Origin of the sequence: Micromonospora sp. NPDC005324 (assembly GCF_040607155.1) — a bacterium.
Classification (GTDB): domain Bacteria; phylum Actinomycetota; class Actinomycetes; order Mycobacteriales; family Micromonosporaceae; genus Micromonospora; species Micromonospora trifolii.
On the sequence record NZ_JBEXGE010000004.1, the window covers coordinates 97,753 to 117,946 of the forward strand.

General features: G+C 70.7%; 19 protein-coding genes, 3 pseudogenes and 1 riboswitch. Of the genes and pseudogenes, 11 read left to right on the forward strand and 11 right to left on the reverse strand.

Annotated elements, in window-relative coordinates:
• Nucleotide 1 precedes the first annotated feature (1 nt).
• Nucleotides 2-1,474, reverse strand: a pseudogene (locus ABZS40_RS05625) (DNA topoisomerase); the annotation flags it as partial.
• A pseudogene (locus tag ABZS40_RS05630) lies at nt 1,451-2,963 on the reverse strand (ATP-binding protein); the annotation flags it as partial. The pseudogenes ABZS40_RS05630 and ABZS40_RS05625, both read right to left, overlap by 24 nt.
• 180 nt (nt 2,964-3,143) lie before the next feature.
• Between ABZS40_RS05630 and ABZS40_RS05635 the strand changes: the two are divergent.
• The 3 genes from ABZS40_RS05635 (at nt 3,144) to ABZS40_RS05645 (ending at nt 6,272) form a co-directional block, all read left to right on the forward strand.
• Entirely contained in the window at nt 3,144-3,842 is a 699-nt protein-coding gene (locus ABZS40_RS05635; protein ID WP_354942176.1) for a hypothetical protein, read from the forward strand.
• Between the two features lie 169 nt (nt 3,843-4,011).
• The gene (locus tag ABZS40_RS05640) at nt 4,012-5,268 is read left to right on the forward strand and encodes a hypothetical protein (protein WP_354942177.1); all 1,257 of its coding nucleotides are present in this window, start codon (nt 4,012-4,014) and stop codon (nt 5,266-5,268) included.
• A gap of 140 nt (nt 5,269-5,408) precedes the next feature.
• Nucleotides 5,409-6,272 carry an alpha/beta fold hydrolase gene (locus ABZS40_RS05645; protein ID WP_354942178.1) on the forward strand — a complete coding sequence of 288 codons (864 nt, stop codon included), beginning with the start codon at nt 5,409-5,411 and terminating at the stop codon, nt 6,270-6,272.
• A 19-nt stretch (nt 6,273-6,291) separates the two neighbouring features.
• On the opposite strand, the gene ABZS40_RS05650 is transcribed toward ABZS40_RS05645, so the two are convergent.
• Nucleotides 6,292-6,462, reverse strand: coding sequence for a hypothetical protein (locus ABZS40_RS05650; protein WP_354942179.1), 171 nt, complete (start codon nt 6,460-6,462; stop codon nt 6,292-6,294).
• 197 nt (nt 6,463-6,659) lie between these two features.
• Here ABZS40_RS05650 and ABZS40_RS05655 point away from each other — a divergent pair, with 197 nt between their 5' ends.
• Nucleotides 6,660-7,277, forward strand: a complete 618-nt coding sequence (locus ABZS40_RS05655; protein WP_354942180.1) for a hypothetical protein — start codon at nt 6,660-6,662, stop codon at nt 7,275-7,277.
• 196 nt (nt 7,278-7,473) lie between these two features.
• A complete protein-coding gene (locus ABZS40_RS05660) occupies nt 7,474-7,845 on the forward strand; it encodes a hypothetical protein (protein WP_354942181.1) in 372 nt (123 codons plus the stop codon).
• Nucleotides 7,846-7,881: 36 nt separating this feature from the next.
• On the opposite strand, the gene ABZS40_RS05665 is transcribed toward ABZS40_RS05660, so the two are convergent.
• Nucleotides 7,882-8,787 carry a DUF72 domain-containing protein gene (locus tag ABZS40_RS05665; RefSeq protein WP_354942182.1) on the reverse strand — a complete coding sequence of 302 codons (906 nt, stop codon included), beginning with the start codon at nt 8,785-8,787 and terminating at the stop codon, nt 7,882-7,884.
• 134 nt (nt 8,788-8,921) lie between these two features.
• On the opposite strand from ABZS40_RS05665, the gene ABZS40_RS05670 reads away from it, so the two are divergent.
• Nucleotides 8,922-9,425 (forward strand): DinB family protein, encoded by a 504-nt coding sequence (locus ABZS40_RS05670; protein WP_354942183.1) that lies wholly within the window; start codon nt 8,922-8,924, stop codon nt 9,423-9,425.
• Nucleotides 9,426-9,466: 41 nt separating this feature from the next.
• On the opposite strand, the pseudogene ABZS40_RS05675 reads toward ABZS40_RS05670, so the two are convergent.
• The 6 genes and pseudogenes from ABZS40_RS05675 to ABZS40_RS05700 all read right to left on the reverse strand — a co-directional run bounded on the left by ABZS40_RS05675 (nt 9,467) and on the right by ABZS40_RS05700 (nt 14,603).
• Nucleotides 9,467-11,542, reverse strand: a pseudogene (locus ABZS40_RS05675) (glycogen debranching N-terminal domain-containing protein).
• Nucleotides 11,539-12,000, reverse strand: a complete 462-nt coding sequence (locus tag ABZS40_RS05680; protein ID WP_354942184.1) for an SCP2 sterol-binding domain-containing protein — start codon at nt 11,998-12,000, stop codon at nt 11,539-11,541. Before ABZS40_RS05680 ends, ABZS40_RS05675 begins: the two are co-directional and overlap by 4 nt.
• A gap of 80 nt (nt 12,001-12,080) precedes the next feature.
• Nucleotides 12,081-12,227 carry a hypothetical protein gene (locus tag ABZS40_RS05685; protein ID WP_354942185.1) on the reverse strand — a complete coding sequence of 49 codons (147 nt, stop codon included), beginning with the start codon at nt 12,225-12,227 and terminating at the stop codon, nt 12,081-12,083.
• Nucleotides 12,228-12,250: 23 nt separating this feature from the next.
• Nucleotides 12,251-13,162, reverse strand: coding sequence for an SDR family oxidoreductase (locus tag ABZS40_RS05690; RefSeq protein WP_354942186.1), 912 nt, complete (start codon nt 13,160-13,162; stop codon nt 12,251-12,253).
• A gap of 285 nt (nt 13,163-13,447) precedes the next feature.
• Nucleotides 13,448-14,041, reverse strand: coding sequence for a helix-turn-helix domain-containing protein (locus tag ABZS40_RS05695; protein ID WP_354942187.1), 594 nt, complete (start codon nt 14,039-14,041; stop codon nt 13,448-13,450).
• Between the two features lie 52 nt (nt 14,042-14,093).
• Complete coding sequence (locus ABZS40_RS05700) at nt 14,094-14,603, reverse strand: DUF664 domain-containing protein (RefSeq protein WP_354942188.1); 510 nt, start codon at nt 14,601-14,603, stop codon at nt 14,094-14,096.
• A 78-nt stretch (nt 14,604-14,681) separates the two neighbouring features.
• On the opposite strand from ABZS40_RS05700, the gene ABZS40_RS05705 reads away from it, so the two are divergent.
• Both ABZS40_RS05705 and ABZS40_RS05710 read left to right on the forward strand, forming a co-directional pair.
• On the forward strand, nt 14,682-15,197 hold the full coding sequence (locus ABZS40_RS05705; protein WP_354942189.1) for a 2'-5' RNA ligase family protein: 516 nt from the start codon (nt 14,682-14,684) through the stop codon (nt 15,195-15,197).
• 209 nt (nt 15,198-15,406) lie between these two features.
• Nucleotides 15,407-15,592: a hypothetical protein gene (locus tag ABZS40_RS05710; protein WP_091401337.1), complete on the forward strand. Its 186-nt coding sequence runs from the start codon at nt 15,407-15,409 to the stop codon at nt 15,590-15,592.
• A 16-nt stretch (nt 15,593-15,608) separates the two neighbouring features.
• Here the strand turns inward: ABZS40_RS05710 and corA are convergent, their stop codons facing one another.
• Complete coding sequence (corA, locus tag ABZS40_RS05715) at nt 15,609-16,739, reverse strand: magnesium/cobalt transporter CorA (protein WP_354942190.1); 1,131 nt, start codon at nt 16,737-16,739, stop codon at nt 15,609-15,611.
• A 172-nt stretch (nt 16,740-16,911) separates the two neighbouring features.
• On the opposite strand from corA, the gene ABZS40_RS05720 reads away from it, so the two are divergent.
• The 3 genes from ABZS40_RS05720 (at nt 16,912) to ABZS40_RS05730 (ending at nt 20,191) form a co-directional block, all read left to right on the forward strand.
• Nucleotides 16,912-18,852 (forward strand): amino acid transporter, encoded by a 1,941-nt coding sequence (locus ABZS40_RS05720; protein WP_354942191.1) that lies wholly within the window; start codon nt 16,912-16,914, stop codon nt 18,850-18,852.
• A gap of 86 nt (nt 18,853-18,938) precedes the next feature.
• Nucleotides 18,939-19,050, forward strand: a riboswitch (SAM riboswitch).
• A 32-nt stretch (nt 19,051-19,082) separates the two neighbouring features.
• Nucleotides 19,083-19,223, forward strand: coding sequence for a hypothetical protein (locus ABZS40_RS05725; protein ID WP_354942192.1), 141 nt, complete (start codon nt 19,083-19,085; stop codon nt 19,221-19,223).
• A 101-nt stretch (nt 19,224-19,324) separates the two neighbouring features.
• The gene (locus ABZS40_RS05730; protein WP_354942193.1) at nt 19,325-20,191 is read left to right on the forward strand and encodes an ABC transporter substrate-binding protein; all 867 of its coding nucleotides are present in this window, start codon (nt 19,325-19,327) and stop codon (nt 20,189-20,191) included.
• Nucleotides 20,192-20,194: the final 3 nt, after the last annotated feature.

The window sequence follows — 20,194 nt, forward strand, 5'->3', positions numbered from 1 at the left end:
GGACGAACACGCCAGCTTCGAGGGCGAAGTTCTGGTATCCGTCAACCGTCAGGTCGTAGACATCGGCTGTCTCGTCGAGCACCTCCACCGACACCACTTGGTGATTGACAAGCGACGCGGCGTCACGAAGTCGGCCGTAATCTCCGTCGTACAGGGCTAGAAGCCGCGCGAAGCGGAGACCGGTGCGAGCGGTACGCATCCGCTCGGCTTCGTAAGCGGCTGACAATTCCTCGTCGGGATGCGCCAGCAACGGTGCCAGCCGACGGAGAGCTGCTAGACGGCGACCTTCGTTCTGCTGGCCGACGCGTTCCTCACGAGGCACGTTGTCGACGTATCGATTACGTCCAGCCTGCACCTTTGCCAGGTGACCGGTGCTCGGATCAGTCATCCGTCGCCTCATCCGACGGGAATGTTGTTCACCGAATTCTGGATTGTCCCGATGCCAGGCCACCATCGCATTGCGCTGGCGGTCTCGCTCGTCGGGGTCCGCAAACTGCTCCACAGTCTTCCGAGAGCGCCAGGTACGCAATTCGTGGTCCTGCCACTGTTGCACCGAGCGCTCGCGCCACTGTTGGCGACGAGACGGGTCAGCAAAGTATTGGCGAACCCGTTCGGCTGCCGCTGCCCGATGCTCAGGGTGCGCCCAGTACGTGGCCTGCCGCTCACGCATCCGCTCGGCGTAAGCGCCTTGCTCGTCGGCGCCGAGCGCGTTGTACCAGTCCTGGAAGCCCTTCTCGAATCTAGCGCGAAACGCCGGTGACTCATTGAGCGCGAACAGGCGAGCGAGACACGCCTCACGGAAATCAGGATCCCGCCACTGAGCCGTCAGCATGGCTGACCGGAACTCCCGGCCGCCATTGGCGAACCACTCCCGCCAACCGGCGTGGACATGCTCGCCCATCATTGCGGCGTGGAGTGCGGTGTGATCCGGCCAGGTCATCCGCCGCAGGTTGCGCGGGTCGTTGTTGCGCTTGTTGATGTCGATGTGGTGACGGACATTCCCGTTGGTTGCGCTGTCCTTGCCATGGCGCAGATTCCACGCGTCAGCCAGGTAGTGGGTGTAGACCCATTCGTCCCGGTCGTTCATCCAGACCCGCTCGTAGCCCTGGAGGTTGTGCCCTTCCGCCTTAGTGGACAGGCGGCGGTACAGGGGCATCAGGGAGTCGCCCTCGACAAGCGAGTCAGCCCGACGGTAGGAGCCGTCACGCAGCCGGAACTGATGATCCGGCGTGCAGCGCACCGACTCGCCGTTGTCGAGCGTGACCCGCACCAACGGCGCGTCAGACTTGGTGAGCCGGGGCTCCACCAGGGGGGCGACCACCACCCGGCCGGCCTTGTTGGTCGTGTAACCGAAGTGGCTGATGCCTCGCTGCCAGTCTGCCGCCAAGTCAGCGAAGGATCGACTTTGCCCTGAGGCCAGTGCGACTCTCGTGTCACCGGTAAAGCAACCGAGGGCGCTGTCTCCCTCGACGATGAACAGCTCGCTCCGTTCCACACCTGTGGCACGGCAGTCGACCAGCTTCGGCGGCATGGACGCGCCCTCAAGGGCGGTCTTGCGCCGGGCGGCGTCCTTCTGTTGTTTCTGGGTGAGTCGCACCCGGGCGGCGTCGACGATCTTCTGCAGGACGGTGCGCGCCTCGGCCTTGGTGCGCCGATCCTCCAGCCAGGCCTTGATGTGCGCGTCGACCAGGGACTGGAGAACCTTGGTGATGCCGGTAGTGGACAGCTCGTCCTTGGTCTGCGAGGTGAACTGCGGCTCGGGGATCCGCACGTGCACCACCGCCGTCATCCCCTCCAGGACGTCGTCCAGGGTGGGCGGCTCCTCCTTGGCCTTGAGCAGACCGCGGGTGTTGCGGATCGCGTCGGCGAGCGCGCGGACCAGGGCCCGCTCGAAGCCCTTGCGGTGGGTGCCGCCGTGGGCGTTGCGGATGGTGTTGGTGAAGCATTCGACGGTGCGCTCGTAACCGGTGCCCCACCGGAACGCCACCTCGACCTCGGCGCGCCGCTGCACGTTGGACTGCATGACGCCGTTGGCGTCGGCGGCATTCTCCCGGTAGGTGCCCTCGCCGTTGACCAGCAGGTTGCCGGAGACCGGCCGGTCGCCGGCCGGGGCGAGGAACTCCACCATGTCGCTGAGCCCGTTGGGGTAGTGGAACCGCTCCTCGGCGGGCGTCTCACCGGTCAGGTCGCGGAGCAGGTAGGTCACGCCGGGGACCAGGAACGCGGTGTTGCGCAGCTTCATCCGGACGGCGTCGACGTCGAGGGCCGCCCCGGTCTCGAAGTAGCGGGCGTCGTGCCACCAGCGGATCGAGGTGCCGGTGCGCTGGCCGCGCTTCATGGCGCCGGTCACCTGGAGCCCGGGGCCGGCGGTGAAGGGCGCGTCCGGCCCGTCGCCGTCGAAGATGCCCGGGACGCCGTGCCGGAACGACATCGCGTGGATCTTGCCGGCCCGGCGGACTGTCACGTCGAAGCGGAGGGACAGCGCGTTGACCGCCGACGCGCCGACGCCGTGCAGACCACCGGAGGTCTTGTAGCCGGAGCCGCCGAACTTGCCGCCGGCGTGCAGCCGGGTCAGCACCAGCTCGACGCCGGAGATGCCGGACTTGGCGTGCACGTCGGTGGGGATGCCCCGGCCGTCGTCGTCGACCTGCACCGAGCCGTCGGCGTGCAGGATCACCTCGACGTGGCTGGCGTGACCGGCGACACCCTCGTCGGTGGAGTTGTCGAGGATCTCGTTGACGAGGTGACCCACGCCACGGCTGTCGGTGGAACCGATGTACATGCCGGGCCGCTTGCGGACAGCGTCCAGCCCCTCAAGGTGGGTGAGGTCATCGGCCCCGTACAGGGTGTCAGGCTCTGCGGTCAACTGGTCGTACTCCCCGGTCTCGGCGGTGTGCTGCCGGTCACCGGCGACATCAGCCGGCGTGGCGCGCCGCAGCGAGCCTAGCCCGAGGCTAGGACAACTACCGGAGGACCTATGCGACCCGCCGCGCGCGGCCCGCCGGACGTGAGCCAACGAACAGCCTGCGGGTGATCATGGGACCACGCAGAGACACCGCCACCGGTACGCTCACCCATGATCGCGGCCGGTTGAGCGCGGCGTGCACGCCGGTCCGGGTCGAGGAGATCGGGAGGCGGTCGAGGTGGACGGGGCGATTCGCGACGCGCTGCGGCGCTCTGTCGGTACGCCGGCCCGGCGGTGGCTGCTGGTGGGCACCCTGGTGGCAGGGCTGTTGGCCGCCGTGGCGCTGGTCGCGGCGGCGGATCCCGCCGACCGGACCTTCGCCGAACTCTCGGGCACGGTCCAGAGCCTGACGTCGGTCGTGACGCCTCTCTTCGGCATCCTGCTGGTAGGCGACCTGCGCCGGGCGCCCGTCCGCCTTCCGGTCCTGCCGACCGTGCTCGCGGTGGGGCTGCCGGCGGTGGTCGTCGGTGTGGTCGGTGTGCTGATCTGCGCCGCGACGCTGGCCCTCACCCCGGCCGACGTCGCCGGCGAGCCGTGGCGGTTCGCCCTGACGGTCGCGGTGGGCAGTGTGCTGGTGCAGATCGTCGCCGGCCTGGTGGGCACCGGGCTGGGCCTGGTGCTGCGCTCGGTGGTGGTGGCGTTCCTGGCCACGATCATTCTGCCGCTGGGGCTGTTCGCGCTGCTGGGCGCCGTGGACGCGCTCCGTCCGGCGCAGCCGTGGCTCACCCCGTTCGGCAGTGTGCGCAACCTGCTTTCGGGCGAGATGAGCGCGCTGCGGTGGGTGCAGTGGCTGTGCGTACTCCTGGTCTGGGGTGTCGGTCTGAACGCCGTGGGCGCGGCCCTGTTGAACCGCCGCGGCCGCCCGACCGGTAGCTGACTGCGCGCGCCGAGGGGCGCGGGTCCAATCTCGACGCGGTAGCCCGTCCTGCCTACGGGCGTATGTCTTTCGTCGAACGAATCTGTTACGGGCCATTGACGCCCGTCGCGCCGGGGTGATCTGATCGCGCTCTCAGAGAATCTTTCATCTTTCGATGGATGGGGGCCCCATGCCCAGAATCCGGCGTACCGCGCTCGCTGCGGGACTGACGATCGCCATGGCCGCGTTGTCGACCGCCTTCGCGCTGCCCGCACCCGCGTCCGCCGCGTTGCCCACCGCCGCGGTGGCACTCGGGGACAGCTTCATCAGTGGCGAGGGCGCCGGGGCGTACACCCCGGTCGTCGACGTCAACGGAGTCAGCCAGGGCTTCCCCGGTTGGACCGCGGCGAACAACAACGCCTTCTTCTGCCACCGCTCGGCGAACGCCTCGCTCAACCAGGCCAACCTGCCGGGTATCCAGAACCGGTTCAACCTGGCCTGCTCCGGTGGTCAGCCGCACGACATCGCCAACGACTCGCAGGCGCGGACCAACGGTCGCACCGTCGCCTCGCAGGTGAGTCAGCTGCGCGCCGTCGCGCAGACCCAGGACATCGACCTGGTGCTGATCGGCCTCGGCTCCAACAACAGTTCGTTCACCTTCGGCAGTGTCGCGGAGAAGTGCGCCAACCGGTTCATCGCCGACGCCTGGACCGGCTGGTGGGAGTTCTGGGCGTACCTGAACGGGCCGGTGGAGCAGAAGCCGTGCAGCGACGCCGACCTGGCCACCGCGGCGCAGCTCAGCGCCGCGACCGCGGAGACCACAGCGGCCGTACGCCAGATCCTGACCACCCTCGACCAGGTGGACGCGGACGGGCAGCACCGGGTGGTGTTCCAGGACTACACGAACCCGCTGCCGTTGGACCTGAACCAGCAGTTCCACGAGGAGGACAGCCGGGACGACACCCGGGACAAGTTCCGTGACCTCGGTGCCGAGCGGTACGCGGCCGGTTGCCCGATCCACCGGGCCAGCCTGGCGCCGGGGCACCGCTTCTCCCAGGGTCTGGGCGGCATCGTGAAGTCCGCCCGGGACACTCTGGCCGCCGAGTTCCCCGCCGACGACCTGGTGTACCTGAACGTGCAGCAGGCCTTCAACGGCGCCCGGCTCTGCGAGCAGACCAGCAGCCCGAGCGGCGCGCTGGCCACTCCGATCCGGCTTCAGGACGGCGCGACCGGCACCTTCGTCACCAGCCTCGCCGGCAAGGACAAGATCGCCATCCAGCGGATCGCCAACACCTGCGTGAGCTACTTCCAGACCTGCCAGGAGTCGTGGCACCCGAACGCCACCGGGCACCAGGTGCTCGGCCAGTGCCTGAGCGGCGCGGCCTCCACCAGCGCCCGTGCGGTGGCCTGCGTGCGGGCCAGCAACGGGGCGATCTCGGTTTCCTGACCGCAGCGTCCTTCGAAGGGCTCCGCCGTCGGGCGGGGCCCTTCGTCGCGTCCGACGCGTGCGGCACGTCCGCACAGGGCTGTCGTCGACCCGGCGGCCTGCTGCTACCCGCCGGTAACGTCAGGCCGTAGGCTGGGCCGGTGAGCGGGGATCCGGAGTACGCGCAGGAGTTCGTCGAGGTCGACGGTGGCCGGCTGGGTGTGCAGGTCTATCCAGAGCCGGCCGGGGCGCCGGGCGCGCCGGTGGTCGTGATCTGGCCCGCGATGGGGGTCCGGGCCCGGTACTACCGACCCTTCGCCGCCGCGCTGCGCGCCGCCGGACTGGCAGTGGTCGTGGCCGACCTGCGCGGCACCGGGGCGAGCACGCCCGCGCCGAGTCGGGCGGACCGGCACGGTTACGCCGAACTGGCCGATGACGTCGGCGCCGTCCTGGCCGCCCTCAAGCCGCGACTGGACGGACGCACCCGACTGCTCCTCGGGCACTCGCTCGGCGGGCAGGCCGCGCTGCTGCACCTCGCCCTGCACGGAAGCGACGAGGTGGACGGGTTGGCGCTGGTCGCGGTCGGCATCCCGTACTGGCGGAGCTACCCGGGCCGGCGCGGCCTCGGCGTGCTGCCCTACACCCAGGGGATCGCCGCCACGGCGGCGCTGCTCGGGGTCTGGCCGGGCTGGGGCTTCGGCGGTCGGCAGGCGCGCGGCGTGATCCGCGACTGGGCCCACACCGCGCGGACCGGCCGATTCCCCCGGCTCGACGGTACGGACACCGAGGCCGCGGTCCGCACGGTGCGGACCCCGGTGCTGGCCGTCAGTGTCGACGACGACCAGTTCACCCCGCACGAGACCATGGATCACCTCTGCGCGAAGCTCGCCGACGCGCCGGTGACCCGGGAGCGGTACACGGTGGCGCAGGCCGGTACGACGTTGGACCACTTCACCTGGGTCCGTGCGAGCGACCCGCTGGCGCGGCGGATCGCCGGTTTCCTCGGCGACCTGCCGCCCCGCTGAGCCGTACCGGCCGGTCCGCTCACTCGTCCTGGTCCAGTGGCACCAGTTTCCCGTCCCGCTCCACCTGGATCTCGGCGTGCTCCTTGCGGGGCGCGACCTCGGCGGTCTTCCGGTGTGGGTCGTTGTCGGGGTGCATGAGCACCGCGTCTGTTTTGGGGGTCTTCTCCCGGCTCTCGTCCGGCTGCGACATCGCGTTCCCCTCTCGTCGGCGTCGCTCGGGATCTACCCGCCACCGGGCCGACGACTCCTGCTCGGGGCAGGTCGACCCGCCGACGCCACGGATGTCCGGTAGTGGCCCGCCACGGCGCGGATCGGCCCGCCCGGGGCGGGGTTAGCTGCCCGACCGGCGGGTAAGCCGCACCGCCCGACACGGCGGAAGGGGATCACATGTCCGAACGGCACACCGCACTGCGCTCGATGCACGATCTGGGCCTGGCGGCCTGGTTTGGCGGCTCCCTCATGGGTGCCTTCGGTGTCAACGGCGCAGCGGCGAAAATCAGCGACTCGACCCAGCGGCTTCCGGTCGCGTCGGCCGGATGGTCCAAGTGGACACCGGTCAACGCGGCCGCGATCGGCGCCCACCTGGCCGGCGCCGTCGGCGAGTTGGTAACCGAGAGCCCACGGGTGGCGGCCCAGTCCGGCGTTGGCCGGGTCAGCGCCATCAAGACCGCGTTGACCATCGGTGCGCTGGCGGTCACCGGCTACAGCCGGTTGGTCGGCATGCGGCTGGAGAAGGCGGGCGGTCCATCGGTCAGCGGTGCCACCGAGCCGAACCACCAGACGCCGTCCAGCGTGGCCTCGTCGCAGCGGCAGATGAAGCTGCTCCAGTGGGCCATTCCGGCGCTGACCGGGACCCTGGTCGTGGTCACCGCGTACATGGGTGAGCAGCAGAAGCCCGGCCAGGTGTTCCGCGGGATGCTCGGCCGGGGCGGCGGAGTGAAGAGCGTGATCAAGATGGCGGGAATGAGCAACGGCAAGCGCCCGATGGCGATGGCCGGACGCTGAACGTCGGGCCGACCGGCGTCCCGCCGCCACCTCGACGGCGGGGCGCTGGCCGGCCCTGCGCGCGCATCGGATCGACGACGGATTCGCGCGCGGCGGCGTGCCGGCGACATGTCGTGCGCCGCGCTCGGGCGGGCAGTCCCGGGCCGAGGACGGCACATCGTCCGCCGGTAGCGGCGGACCGACGAGCGGGGTGGCCATGACGGCGCACAAGGGACGCAGCGGTGACAACGACCGGCTGGAGCCGGAGGCGACCAGGCCGTGGGGCACCGGCGACGGCTTCGACGCCGACGCGCCCTGGGGCACTGGCGACGACTCGCCGATGGACGAGGGCAGCGAGGAGACCGCAGTGCCCGAGGGACGCCGTGGAGAGCGGCGCGCGGGTGCCCCGGCGGGCCGGTCGGACCCGGCGGGACGACACGGCTTCGGCTCGGTCGAGCCGACCCGCACGACGATGGCCGGACCGGGTGCCCCACCCGATCCCGCCCCCAGCGGCCGGAGCTTCCCCGACGACGCGGACATCGGCGAGTCGACCCAGGACGCCCTGCGCAGCCGGGGACGGCGGTCCTGACCGGGCCGGCGCCCGACTGGGCGGCCCGTGCGGCGGTCAGCCGGTCGCCGGTACGGCCTGCTCGACGACCATCGTCTCGGCGAGCAGTTGCGCCAGCCGGGTCGCGTCGCGCTGGGCCTGCCCGGCGCAGCAGTTGTTGAACAACACGTGCAACTCGTCGGAGAGATCGGCGAACTCGGCCAGCAGCCCGGCCCAGTGCCGCAGCTCGTCCTCCGCGTACGCGTACCGGAACTTCTCCTGCTTGTCGCCCTCGCCCCAGGCGTCGCTGTGACCGTGGAACCGGACGATCGCCGGCTCCGCCGTCATGGTCAGGATCGGCGGCACCGACGACGGGTGCCCCTGTGGCATGTCGACGCAGACCATTGACAGGTCGTGGGCGCGTAACAGATCCAGGGTGTCCGCCGCGGCGTCGTCGTCCAACCAGGAGGCGTGCCGCAGCTCCACACCGACCCGCCACGGCCGGCAGCGCTGCGCCAGCTCGACGATCCGGCGTTCGGCAGCGGGGCTGCGCACCAGCCACGGCGGGAACTGCAACATCACCACACCGAGCTTGCCGGCCGCCGCGATCGGGTCGAGGGCCGCGCGGAACCGGGCCCACAGCTCGTCGTACGCCGGCTCCGGCAGGTCTCGGCGGCGGATCCGGGTCGGGCCGCCGGCCGGTCGCAGGTCCCGGGGCAGCACGGCGACCGGTGTCGGGTGACCGGTGAAGAGGCTGAACGCCTTGACGTCGAAGGTGAAGTCGTCAGGTGTGGCGTCCACCCAGCCCTGGGTCGTCTCGGGCACCGGGATGGCGTAGTAGGACGTGTCCACCTCGACCATGGGGAACCGGCTGGCGTAGAAGCCCAGTCGGCGGGCCGGCGTGCTGGCCGAGCGTGGGTACCACCCGGAGCGCAGCAGGGACTGGTCCGCCCAGGACGACGTGCCCACCTTAATCACACCCATGTCATTCAGTGGACCGCCACCGGCGCGGATCGGCAACCGCTGGCGGGTCTTCGGTCGAGGAGGTGTCGTGCCCGGGAAGTGTCGGTGCCTCGCCCTACGGTGGCACCGGGTGGACATCAACGAAGGGTGGCGGCATGACCAGCACTGAGCAGCTCACCGGTGAGCGCACCGACCTTCTGCAGGCGCTCCGCAGGCACCGCGGTTTCCTGTTGCAGACGGTCGACGGGATCACCGACGAGCAGGCGGCCAGCCGCCCCACCGTCAGTGGCCTCTGCCTCGGTGGCCTCATCAAGCACGTGGCCGGCGTCGAGCACCGGTGGATGCTCTTCGCCGTCGACGGCGCGGAGGCGATGGGCCGCGAGGAGATCGACTGGGTCGGTCAGTTCCAGATGATGCCGGGCGAGACCCTCGCCGGGCTGGTCGAGCGCTTCCAGCAGGTGGCCGCCAGGACCGACGAGTTGACCGCCACCCTCGACCTGGACGCGGCGCACCCGCTGCCGGAGGCGCCCTGGTTCGAGCCGGGGGCGAGTTGGACGGTCCGCCGGGTGCTGCTGCACGTGATCGCCGAGACGGCCCAGCACGCCGGGCACGCCGACATCCTGCGGGAGTCGATCGACGGCGCCAAGACCATGGGCTGACCTCGACGCCCACCGTCGCCGGGCCGAACGCCTGCACCGCCTCACCGCAGGCGGTGCAGGCGGTGCAGGCGGTGCCGGCGTTCGGTGGCCCGGTCTCTCGCGTAGGCGTCGGAATGACCCCAACGGCCCGGGATGTCCAGCAGTTCCAGCCGCCCGAACCCCTCCGGCACCGCCGGGTCCACCAGCAGGTTGTCACCGATGGGTCGCAGGCCCAGCATGGTGCCGAGCAGCATCAGCAACGCTCCCGACGACCACGCCTGCGGGCGGTAGCTCGTCGCCAACTGGACGGGGTAGGTCGTCAGGCCGCGCTCGTAGCCGGCGATCATCTCCGGCGCCGCGCCGCCGAGCGTCTGCGCCATGTCGAAGATGCCGTCAGCGATCCGGGCCGCCTGCGCGTCGAGGCGGTAGCGGCGCAACCCGGCGGCGATCAGCGCGTTGTCCGACGGCCACACCGCGCCCAGGTGTGCGCCCACCGGGTTGTATGTGCGCTGCCCGGTGGCCAGCGTGCGTACCCCCCACCCGCTGAACAGTCGCGGCCCGACCAGGTGCTCGGCGACCGCTTCCGCGCGGTCGTCCGCGACGATCCCGCTCCACAGCAGGTGCCCGATGTTGGAGGCCAACGCGTCGACCGGTTCGCCGTACGGGTCGAGCGCCAACGCGTAGTGCTCCCGGTGCGGCAGCCAGAAGTCCCGGTTGAAGCGCTCCTTCAGCGCTGCCGCCTCCCGTTCCAACCGGTCGGCGTACGCGGGGTCACCCCAGAACTCCCGGGCCAGCCGGGCACCGCGCCGCTTCGCGTCGTACGCGTAGCCCTGCAACTCGCAGGTGGCGCGGGGGAAGGCGGGTTGCCGACCGCGGGAGTCGACGATGGCGTCCGGGGAGTTTTTCCAACACTGGTTGATCGTGCCGTCGCGCTCGTTGCGGCGCTGGTAGCGCAGGTAGCCGTCCCCGGTCAGGTCGCCGTACTCGTCGATCCAGTCCAGCGCCATCCGGGCCGGGTGGCGCAGCTCGCGGACCAGGTCGGCGTCACCGGACCAGCGCTCGTACTCGTCGAGCAGCACGACGAAGAGCGGGGTGGTGTCCGCCGCTCCGTAGTACAGCGCGCTCGCCCGGTCGCTGAACGCCCCCGTCTCGCCGTACCGGAGCTGGGCCAGGATCTTGCCGGGCTCCTCGTCCAGCGCGTCGTCGAGCTGGCCACCCTGCATTGCGCCAGCATCCGTAGCGTCGCCGGAGCAAGTTCGGGGGTGAAGGCCATCGTCTGGAGGCAGGTGATGATGGCGTCCCGTCCACACAACCCCATCGCCCACGGCAGACCACCGATCGGCACCCGCTCGCGGTACGACAGCGGCTTGTAGCGCAGTGCCGCCAGGTCCGCGAGGCTGCCCCGGTAGAGCTCCTCCAGGCCCTTGCGTTCGGCCACCAGCTGCGGCGCCCCGGTCCAGCCACTGCACCAGGTCCTCGCGCATTCCCGTCCGCACGGTCTGCTGGTGCGACTGTAGGTCGGCGCGGAGATCCCGGCCGTCCTCGCCGCCCATGGTCGCGCTGACGTGCAGGTCGGTCTCCCACTTCCCGTCGGGTTCGATCCGGATCCGGAACGTCATCCCCTGCTCGTCCACGTCGGCGGGGACGGTGCTGCGCACTGTGGTCTCGCGGACGAACCGGTCCCGCTGGTAGCGCAGCACGAGCTGCTGGTTCGCCGGGTCGGCGCTGATCTCGACGGCCCGCTGCCGGAGCTGCCCGACCTCGATGATGTCGGTGAAGTCGCTGGCCATCTCCACCCGGACGGTGAACTCGGCGGGCTGCGACGAGTGGTTGAGCACCGTGATGTTCTCGTGGAGGCAGTCGTGCACCGAGCGGTGCCTGATGATCGACACGTCCGCGTCGACGTAGTGGCTCGCCGCACCGGGGACCAGGAAGAACCGGGTCTCGAAGTAGGTGAGGTCGTCGCGGGAGAGCGCGTTGATCCGTTCCCCGTCGATCCTGAGCACCCAGTGGGACAGGAACCGAGTGTCGTACGCGAAGAGTCCGAGCGGGGCCTGCGGGTCGGCCTCGATGTCGCCCTGGGCGTCGCTGATCGCGAACAGGTTGCCGGCGATGACGTGCACCAGTTCCTGCTTCACGACCGCTCGTTCCGAGCGGTCGTCTCGTTCCGAGCGGTCGTCTCGTTCCGAGCGGTCGTCTCGTTCCGAGCGGTCGTCTCGTTCCTGCCGACCAGTGCGGCCCGGCCCAGCTCGTGCGGGTGACGGGCGCCGTCCGGCCCGGAGAAGATCCGCCGCAGCAGCATCAGCAGTTGTATGTTGCCGTGCACTGTCAGCTCGTTGCGCAGCAGGCCCGCGCCCGGGTGCAGCTCGCCGCGGGCCATCCGGTCGAAAACCGTCCGGTCGGCCCGCACCACCAGCTCGGCGTCGTCGGCCGAGCGGGTCACCCGGACCTGTTGGTCGGCGATGGTCAGGTACCAGTGATCGGTGCTGCCGTCGTCGCGGACGTCCAGCCGCAGCGTCCCCGCGGTGGTCTCCGGCAGGTCGGGTCGTCGGCCGGCGTGCAACTGTTGCAGATACTGCGCCGCAGTCGTGTGCATCGGGCCCCCTCCCGCCGCTCCTCGCAGGATCACCCGCGCCGGGGTGAGGGTGGCTCACCCGGAAAAGGTGAAATGACTGCCTACCCGCGCGTGTCGGCCGCCCGCTGCAACGCGTGGACCAGCGCCTCGGTGCGCTGCGCCCCCGCGATCGTGATCGCGTTGTCGATGATGGAAAACGGGACGCCCTGTGCCCCGGGAGCGCGCGCGGCAGCCGACTCCTCGTTCACGGCCGCGCCGCCGGCACGATCGGTCAGAGGACCCGCTGCTCGGCGCTCGCCATGAAAGAGTCCACGCCCATGTCGACACCGACGGTCCGGGCGGCACTCGCCTTCTGCTGAGCAAGGTGGTCGACGGCCTCGTACTGATCGGTGGGCGCCACGATCGTCCACTGTCGGCGATGGCCGTCGGCGGCCTCGACGAGGTCGACGACGGCATCTGACACGACGCGCGGGTCGCCGCCGAGCTTCGCGGCCCGCTCACCGATCGCCGTGACGTAGCCGCTGAAGCTGTCCCCGTAGGCCCCCATCCTCGCCATGTCCGTCGGCATGGCGGCGTTGACCCCGATGTTCGTCGGGTACGACGCGGCGTCGACGATCACCGACTCGACCCCGAACGGCGCCAGCTCGTGGTGCCACGCCTCCGTGAGGCTCCCGAGCGCAGCCTTGCTCGCCGCGTACAAGCCGCCGAACGGGAGCGTGACCCGGCCCGACAGGGAACCGATCTGGATCAACGCTCCGTGACCCTGCCGACGCAGGTGCGGCAGAGCGGCTCGGTTCACACGCAGCGCGCCGAGCACGTTGACGTCGAACTGTCGGTGCGCCTCCTCTGCGGTGAAGGCCTCGACCGGTCCCGGGAAGATCATCCCGGCGTTGTTCACCACGACGTCGATCCGGCCCTTACTGGCCATCACCACCTCGATCGCCCGATCGGCGGACGACTGGTCGGTGACGTCCAGCTCGACGACCTGCAGGTCGAGCGCCTCCGTCGAGGCCAGGGTCGCGAGCTCGGCCGCAGCCTGCGCATTGCGCCCGCTCAGGTCGCGCAGCGCGGCGAAGACGTGGTGGCCGCGCCGAGCCAGCGCCTCGACCATCAATCGGCCGAAGCCGGTGCTGGCTCCGGTGACGAGCACCACTCGGTGCTCGGTCACGATCACGTCGCTCATCACGATTCCCCTCGGTTGCAATCCGGGGTGCCACCCCGCTTACCGTCATTTAAATGGGGTGCCACCCCACTTGTCAAGTGAGCTGCGCAACGCACCGCCGCGCACGACCGCCGCGGGGCTGGTGGGGAGCCGTCGCTCGACCCACGCTGTTGGACCCCCCACCGCAGCCGCGCTGAAGGCGACGACGCCACCCCGGATCGGGGTACGGCCACTTGTCGACCGGTCGTCGTGTCCGGGCCGTCAGGGGAAGCCTCAGCCAGACCCTGACGTTGAGGTGACAGTGCTCTACGGCCTGGGTTGGATCCCGTCGAGCGCCAGGACGAGCAGGCGGTCCACGTCGCCCGCATCGCCGGCGCCTTCGGTGGCGAAGGCGAGGGCGTTGACGAGGGTGAGCAGGTCGGCGAGGGAGACGTCCGGACGCACTGCCCCAGCGTCTTGCGCCGTTGCCAACAGTCGGCCGCCGGCTGCGTTCAGCATCGAGTGGCACGTGTTGTCCGGGTCTGACGGCTCGAGCCCGGGACCGGCCGGCAGGAGTGACACAGCCAGGCCACGGTGGGTCGCGGTGTAGGCGGCGAGGGCGCGTAGCCACGTGGTGAGCGCCGGTCCCGGGTCGGCTTCCTCGGCCAAGGCTTGCGCCCGCTCGCACAGCGCTTCGATCCCGTCCGCGAAAACCGCGAGAAGAAGCGCCCGACGCGAGGAGAAATGCCGGTGCAGTGTCGCTGAGCCGACGCCGGCCCGTCGGGCAATTTCCTCGAGGGAGGCCTCCGCGCCCTGCTCGGCGAAGACGCTCTCGGCGGCAGTCAGGATCCGCAGATAGTTGCGCCGGGCGTCGGCGCGCAACGGCCGACTGATGGTGGTTTCGCTCACCAGCGCCTCCATCCCTCAGCTAACCGGGGCCACCCCCCACAATGTAGCACCGACACCCCACGGGTCAGTCGCCCGCGATCAGGCCGCGCACGTAGGCGGCCTGGCCCACGTGTTGCAGGTCGTCGTCGGCGACGCTGACCAACCGGACGCCGAGGGTGACCGGTGGGTCCCACGCCTCGTCGACCACGCGGTCCAGGTCCGCCGGGCCCAGGCCGGCCAGGAAGCTTCCGGTACGCGCCGCGACCGCCTGGTAGTAGTCGATCAGCGCCTGCGCGCTCTCCGGTCGCACCGCCGCGACCTGAGCGGGTGAGTGCCCGTAGCCGGTGTCGTCGGGGTCGGCGGCGAGCCCGAACCGACCCGCCCAGTCGCCGCTCGCCCAGATCTGCTCGGCGTCGAGCAGGTCGGCCACGTGGTGGTCCTGCACCCGGGTGAGGTGCCAGACCAGCCAGCCGACCGAGTTGGCGCCCGGCGCGGGCTGCTGGCGCAGTTGCTCGGGGCTGAGGCCGTCGACCGCCGCGTGGACGAGGTCGGGCAGACGGTCGTACGCCTCGGTCAGCAGGTCACTCACATCCACGGGTACGCCTTCCTGGTCGGTTTCCGAACAGGTACCGCCGGACCCGGGCGCGCAAACCTCGGCCGCTACGGTGATCAAATGGTCGCCGCGGTGGAGTTGTACCTGGACCCGGACGCCACCCGCCGGATCCGGGTGCTCTGGGACGCGCTGGAGGCCGAGGGCGTGCAGAGCATGCGCTCGCTGCTGGAGCAGCGCCACCGTCCGCACGTCTCGCTCATGGTGGCGCCCCGCTTCGACCCCGAGCAGGTCGCCGAGGCGCTACAGGGGACGGTGGTGGCCGCCCCGCTGCGGCTCGACTTCCAGCACGCCGGCCAGTTCGTCGGTCGGGTGCTCTGGCTCGGCCCGGCGCCCACTCCGGAGTTGCTGGCGCACCACCGGCTGGTGCACGACCGGCTCGCCGCCGCCGGCATCCCCCTCGCCGAGCACTACCAGCCGGGGCGGTGGGTGCCGCACTGCACGCTGTCCATGCGGGTGCCGAACATGCTGATGGCCGCAGCGGTGCGCCGCTGTCTGGAGGTGTTGCCGCTGGCCGCGACAGTGGTCGGCGCGGCGCTCACCGACCACGCCCGCGGCATCGCCCACCCGCTGCCTTGACCAGGCCTCGACCGCCGAGGCGTAATGTCCGGTTTGGCGGGCGACAGTCGGAAACCCGAAAACAAGCGGTGCGGATGCGGCCGGGCGTGGGAAGGTTCGAGTGGCTGTCGTACCGGTGGTGAGCTGCTTGCAGGCGGTTCGCCCGGCCGGTGTGGCGCGGGGTCACCCCACGCCACCCACGGCGGCTTCAACGAGGAGAGGCAGGGCCCATGCAGGCTCAGCGCAGGCCACCGCGCACGGAGCGGAGCCAGACCCGGGACGACCGGACCGGCGGCGGAATGACCGGGGCGGCCACGCCACTGACGATCTGGGCGGCCGCCGTACTGCTCGGCCGGATCGGTGCCGGCGACGACGACGTCGAGGACGAACGACACATCCTTCGCGGCATCGAGTAGATGCCGGCAGCGCGGCTCAGAGCCAGCCGCGCCGCTTGAAGATCACATAGAGGGTGCCGCAGACCAGCAGCATCAACAGCAGCGCGAAGAGGTAGCCGAAGCGCCAGTTCAGCTCCGGCATGTGGACGAAGTTCATGCCGTACACGGTGCCGATGAGCGTGGGAGCAAAGAGGATCGCCGCCCAGGAGGACACCTTCTTCAGCTCCTCGTTCTGGCTGTAGCTGGCCGCGGTGAGGCTGCGCATCTCCTCGTTCTGCTGCTGTGAGACGAGGGTGGCGTTGACGGTGAGGATGTTCTGCAACAGGTGCCGGAAACCGTCCACCCGCTCCACCACCTGGGTCAGGTGGTCGGTCACGTCGCGCAGGTAGCGGCGCAGCTCCTCGTCGGAGCTGGCGCTGCCGGCCCCGTCGGCCAGCGCGTCGAGCACGCTGAGCAGAGGGCGGGCGGCCCGCTGGAACTGGATGACCTCGCGACTGAGCGCGTAGATGCGGCGGCTGGCGTTCGGGTCGCCACCGAACACCTGGGTCTCGATCTCGTCGATGTCGTTCTCCAGCCCGGCCACCACCGGCGCGTACCCGTCGACGACCTGGTCGAGGATCGCGTACAGGACCGCCTCGGGCCCCCGGGCGAGCATCTGCGCCTCGGTCTCCAGCCGCCGGCGCACCGCGGCCAGGTCGGGCGCCTCACCGTGTCGGACGGTGACCACGAAGCCCGGGCCGATGAACAGGTGCAGCTCGGAGAACTCGACCTCCTCCCGGAGGTCGTCGTAGCGGGCGGCGCGCAGCACCACGAACAGCGTGTGCGCGTACCGCTCCAGCTTGGGCCGCTGGTGGGCGTTGATCGCGTCCTCGACCGCCAGGTCGTGCAGCCGAAACTCCCGGGCCAGCGAGGTGATCTGCTCGATGTCGGGCCGGTACAACCCGATCCAGGCCATCGCGCCGTCCTGCTCCTGGAGGCAGCGGTACGTCTCGGCGAGGCCGGACGGCGAGGCGAACCGGTGCCCTCGGATGTAGACCGCGCTGTCGACCAGGCCGCCGGCGGCCGATGCGGGCGACTCCGCGGGGGGCGGTATGCCGACCCTGGTCTCGTACTCGTCGAGTTGGCGGCCGAAGCCACCACCCGGGCGGAAGCGACGGCCGCCGACCATGCCCTGTCCCCTCCTCCGGTGCCGTCCCATCCAGCAAGGGGCGCTGCTTCCCCGTGTCCTGCGCCCTGAAACCCGCCGCCGCGTCGGCTGGGTTCCGCGCACCGGCGGACGGGGGCGGCCCGTCGGGCGGATACTCACGGTGACCGTGGGTGGGATGACGGGGGACGCGCCGGTGACTGTCGACAGACGCGCCGGCCGGTTGCGGGGGTGGCTGCTCGACGCCGGCTCGGACCAGGCCGTGCAGCACCCGGGGCCGCACGGGCGCCCGCCGGAGCACCGGCACCACCCGTGGTGGAAGGTGATGTGCCTGACCGGGGTCGACTACTTCTCCACGCTGGGCTACCAGCCGGGCATCGCGGCGCTGGCCGCCGGGGCGCTCTCACCGGTGGCGACCCTGGTGCTGGTGCTGGTGACCCTGCTGGGCGCGTTGCCGGTCTACCGGCGGGTGGCGGTGGAGAGCCCGCACGGTGAGGGCTCCATCGCGATGCTGGTACGCCTGCTGAGCTACTGGCCGGGCAAGTTGCTGGTGCTGGTGCTGCTCGGTTTCGCGGCCACCGACTTCATCATCACCATCACCCTCTCCGCCGCCGACGCGACGGCGCACATCGACGAGAACCCGTTCTGGCCGAGTGGGCTCAAGGGTCACGAGGTGCTCGTCACGCTGCTGCTGGTGTCGCTGCTGGGCGCGGTGTTCCTCAAGGGTTTCACCGAGGCCATCGGGATCGCCGTCGTCCTGGTCGCGGTCTACCTGACGCTGAACGCTGTGGTGGTGGCCGACGCGCTGTGGCGGGTGGCGACGCACCCGAGCGCGGTCGGCGACTGGACCACAATGCTGACCACCGGGCACGGCGATCCGTGGCTGGTGGTCGGGCTGTCGCTGCTGGTCTTTCCGAAGCTGGCGTTGGGTCTGTCCGGTTTCGAGACCGGGGTGGCGGTCATGCCGAGCGTACGGGGTGACCCGCAGGACTCGGAGGAACGACCGCTGGGCCGGATCCGTGGCGCACGCCGGCTGCTCACCACCGCAGCGGTGATCATGAGCGTCTTCCTGATCACCAGCAGTGTGACGACCACAGTGCTCATCCCGCCGGAGGCCTTCCAGCCGGGCGGGCCGGCGAACGGGCGTGCGCTGGCCTACCTGGCGCACGCCCACCTCGGCGAGGTGTTCGGCACCATCTACGACCTGTCCACCATCGGCATCCTCTGGTTCGCCGGGGCGTCGGCGATGGCTGGTCTGCTCAATCTCGTGCCGCGCTACCTGCCCCGCTACGGCATGGCGCCGACCTGGGCGCGAGCCGTCCGGCCGCTGGTGCTGGTCTTCACGGCCGTGGCGTTCCTGATCACTGTCGTCTTCGAGGCCAGCGTGGACGCGCAGGGCGGCGCGTACGCCACCGGGGTCCTGGTGTTGATCACCTCGGCCGCGACGGCGGTGACGCTCGCGGCGCGCCGGCAGCGTCAGCGCGGTCGCACCATCGCGTTCGGGGTCATCGCGGTGATCTTCGTCTACACCACGCTGGCGAACGTGGTGGAGCGCCCGGACGGTGTCAAGATCGCGGCCCTTTTCATCGGCGGGATCATCCTGGTGTCGGTGCTGTCCCGGGTGATGCGGGCCTACGAGCTGCGCGTCGACCACGTCGAGCTGGACCACACGGCCGCCCGGATGATCGACGAGCGCGCCGGACGGCGGATCCGCCTCATCGCGCACGAACCCGACCGGCGCGACGAGGCGGAGTACCGCGCCAAGCTGGCGCAGACCATGGCGGACAACGACTTTCCCGACGACAGCGACGTCATCTTCGTCGAGGTCACTGTCACCGACCCGTCCGACTTCGAAACGGAACTGCTGGTCCGCGGCGGGGTGGTCGACGGACGCTTCCCGGTGCTCAGCCTGGCCAGCTCGTCGGTGCCCACCGCGCTCGCCGCCCTGTTGCTGGAGATCCGCGACCGCAGCCGTCGGCGCCCCCACATCTACTTCGAGTGGTCCGAGGGCGGCCCGACTCGCAACTTCCTGCGCTACCTGGCGTTTGGACAGGGCGCGATCGCCTCGGTGACCCGGGAGATCCTGCGCCGCCAGGAGCCCGACCCGCACCGTCGACCGCACGTGCACGCCGGCTGACCTGCGAGCCGACAGCCCGTCGCGCACGGTGACCGTCGTCATAACGACTGGACGATCCACAGGTTCCTGCTGCTAGCCTCGGCGCAGGTCATGAGTGCCAGCGCGAAGCCCCGGCTCGCTGGCCGGCAACCCTCCTCCGCGGTGGGGTGCCCCGGGTGAAGACCAGGCACCGGCACGACGTCGGTGCAAGCGTGGCCTGGCACCCAGGTCAGCACAGACCCGGGAGAACCATGAGCATCCTCGGCACCACCCCACCGACCGACGTCGCGGACTCCCGCACCGGTCGACCCTCGCCCGCACTGACCCGGCGACGGCACGTGGACATGATGCGAATGTGCAGCGCCGCCTGTCGTCGCGGCATCGCGCTCTAGCACCCCCCTTCCCGAACTCCTTTCCCACCGGCACGCCCATCGGGCGCGCCGTCGGTGGCGCCCGTCCGTGCGCCCCGAGACACCACCCTTCGGAGACACCAGTGCGATTTCTTCCTGCCCTGACCCGTGCCGCCGCCCTGGGCGCGGCCACGATCCTGGCCGCCACCGCCCTCACCGCCTGCGGCGACGACAGCTCGTCCGACGCCACCGCCAACCCGTACGGCCTGGCCCAGGCGGGTGTGCTGCGCGCCGGCACGCTGACCGACGCCCCGCCGAACGTGTACCTCAAGGACGGCAGGTTCACCGGCTTCGACAACGACCTGTTGACCGCCGTGGCCGGCAAGCTCGGCCTCACCGTCGAGTTCGTCGGCACCGACTTCTCCGCGCTGCTCAGCCAGGTCAACAACCGCAAGTTCGACGTGGGCAGTTCCTCGATCACCATCACCGAGGCCCGCAAGAAGACAGTCGACTTCGGCAACGGCTACGACTTCGGCTACTTCGGGCTGGACGTCCCGGCCGGCTCGCCGATCACCGGCTTCGACCAGCTCGCCGGCGAGCGGGTCGTGGTGGTGCAGGGCACCGTCCAGGACGACTTCGCCACCGGCAGGCAGCTCAACCCGGTGCGGGTGCCGGACTACAACGGCGCGATCAACCAGCTCAAGGCGGGCACCGCCGACGCCTGGATCGCTCCGGCGGAGATCGGCGAGAAGTCGGCTGCCGACAGCAACGGCAAGATCACCGTGGCGGCCAAGCAGCTCAGCCCGGCGCCGACCGCGTACGCCGTGGCCAAGGGCAGCGACAAGCTGCGCGAGGCGCTGAACAAGGCCCTCGACGAGGTCATCGCCGATGGCACCTGGAGCCGGTTGCAGGCGCAGTACTACCCGGGCCGGCCGATCCCGGCGGACTTCGCCCCGGGCAGCGGCGCGGTGAAGGTCGCGCCGTCGGCGTCCGCGTCGGCCGCGTCCTGAGCC

What these genes read in the sequence shown, in the direction of transcription:
- corA (WP_354942190.1), bottom strand. Translation starts at nt 16,739, where the DNA reads ATGGTCGGCGGCCGTCGCTTCCGCCCGGGTGGTGGCTTCGGCCGCCAA.
- ABZS40_RS05710 (WP_091401337.1), top strand. Translation starts at nt 15,407, where the DNA reads ATGCAGGCTCAGCGCAGGCCACCGCGCACGGAGCGGAGCCAGACCCGG.
- ABZS40_RS05705 (WP_354942189.1), top strand. Translation starts at nt 14,682, where the DNA reads ATGGTCGCCGCGGTGGAGTTGTACCTGGACCCGGACGCCACCCGCCGG.
- ABZS40_RS05670 (WP_354942183.1), top strand. Translation starts at nt 8,922, where the DNA reads ATGACCAGCACTGAGCAGCTCACCGGTGAGCGCACCGACCTTCTGCAG.
- ABZS40_RS05695 (WP_354942187.1), bottom strand. Translation starts at nt 14,041, where the DNA reads ATGGAGGCGCTGGTGAGCGAAACCACCATCAGTCGGCCGTTGCGCGCC.
- ABZS40_RS05665 (WP_354942182.1), bottom strand. Translation starts at nt 8,787, where the DNA reads ATGGGTGTGATTAAGGTGGGCACGTCGTCCTGGGCGGACCAGTCCCTG.
- ABZS40_RS05725 (WP_354942192.1), top strand. Translation starts at nt 19,083, where the DNA reads ATGAGCATCCTCGGCACCACCCCACCGACCGACGTCGCGGACTCCCGC.
- ABZS40_RS05690 (WP_354942186.1), bottom strand. Translation starts at nt 13,162, where the DNA reads ATGAGCGACGTGATCGTGACCGAGCACCGAGTGGTGCTCGTCACCGGA.
- ABZS40_RS05680 (WP_354942184.1), bottom strand. Translation starts at nt 12,000, where the DNA reads ATGCACACGACTGCGGCGCAGTATCTGCAACAGTTGCACGCCGGCCGA.
- ABZS40_RS05640 (WP_354942177.1), top strand. Translation starts at nt 4,012, where the DNA reads ATGCCCAGAATCCGGCGTACCGCGCTCGCTGCGGGACTGACGATCGCC.
- ABZS40_RS05650 (WP_354942179.1), bottom strand. Translation starts at nt 6,462, where the DNA reads ATGTCGCAGCCGGACGAGAGCCGGGAGAAGACCCCCAAAACAGACGCG.
- ABZS40_RS05655 (WP_354942180.1), top strand. Translation starts at nt 6,660, where the DNA reads ATGTCCGAACGGCACACCGCACTGCGCTCGATGCACGATCTGGGCCTG.
- ABZS40_RS05660 (WP_354942181.1), top strand. Translation starts at nt 7,474, where the DNA reads ATGACGGCGCACAAGGGACGCAGCGGTGACAACGACCGGCTGGAGCCG.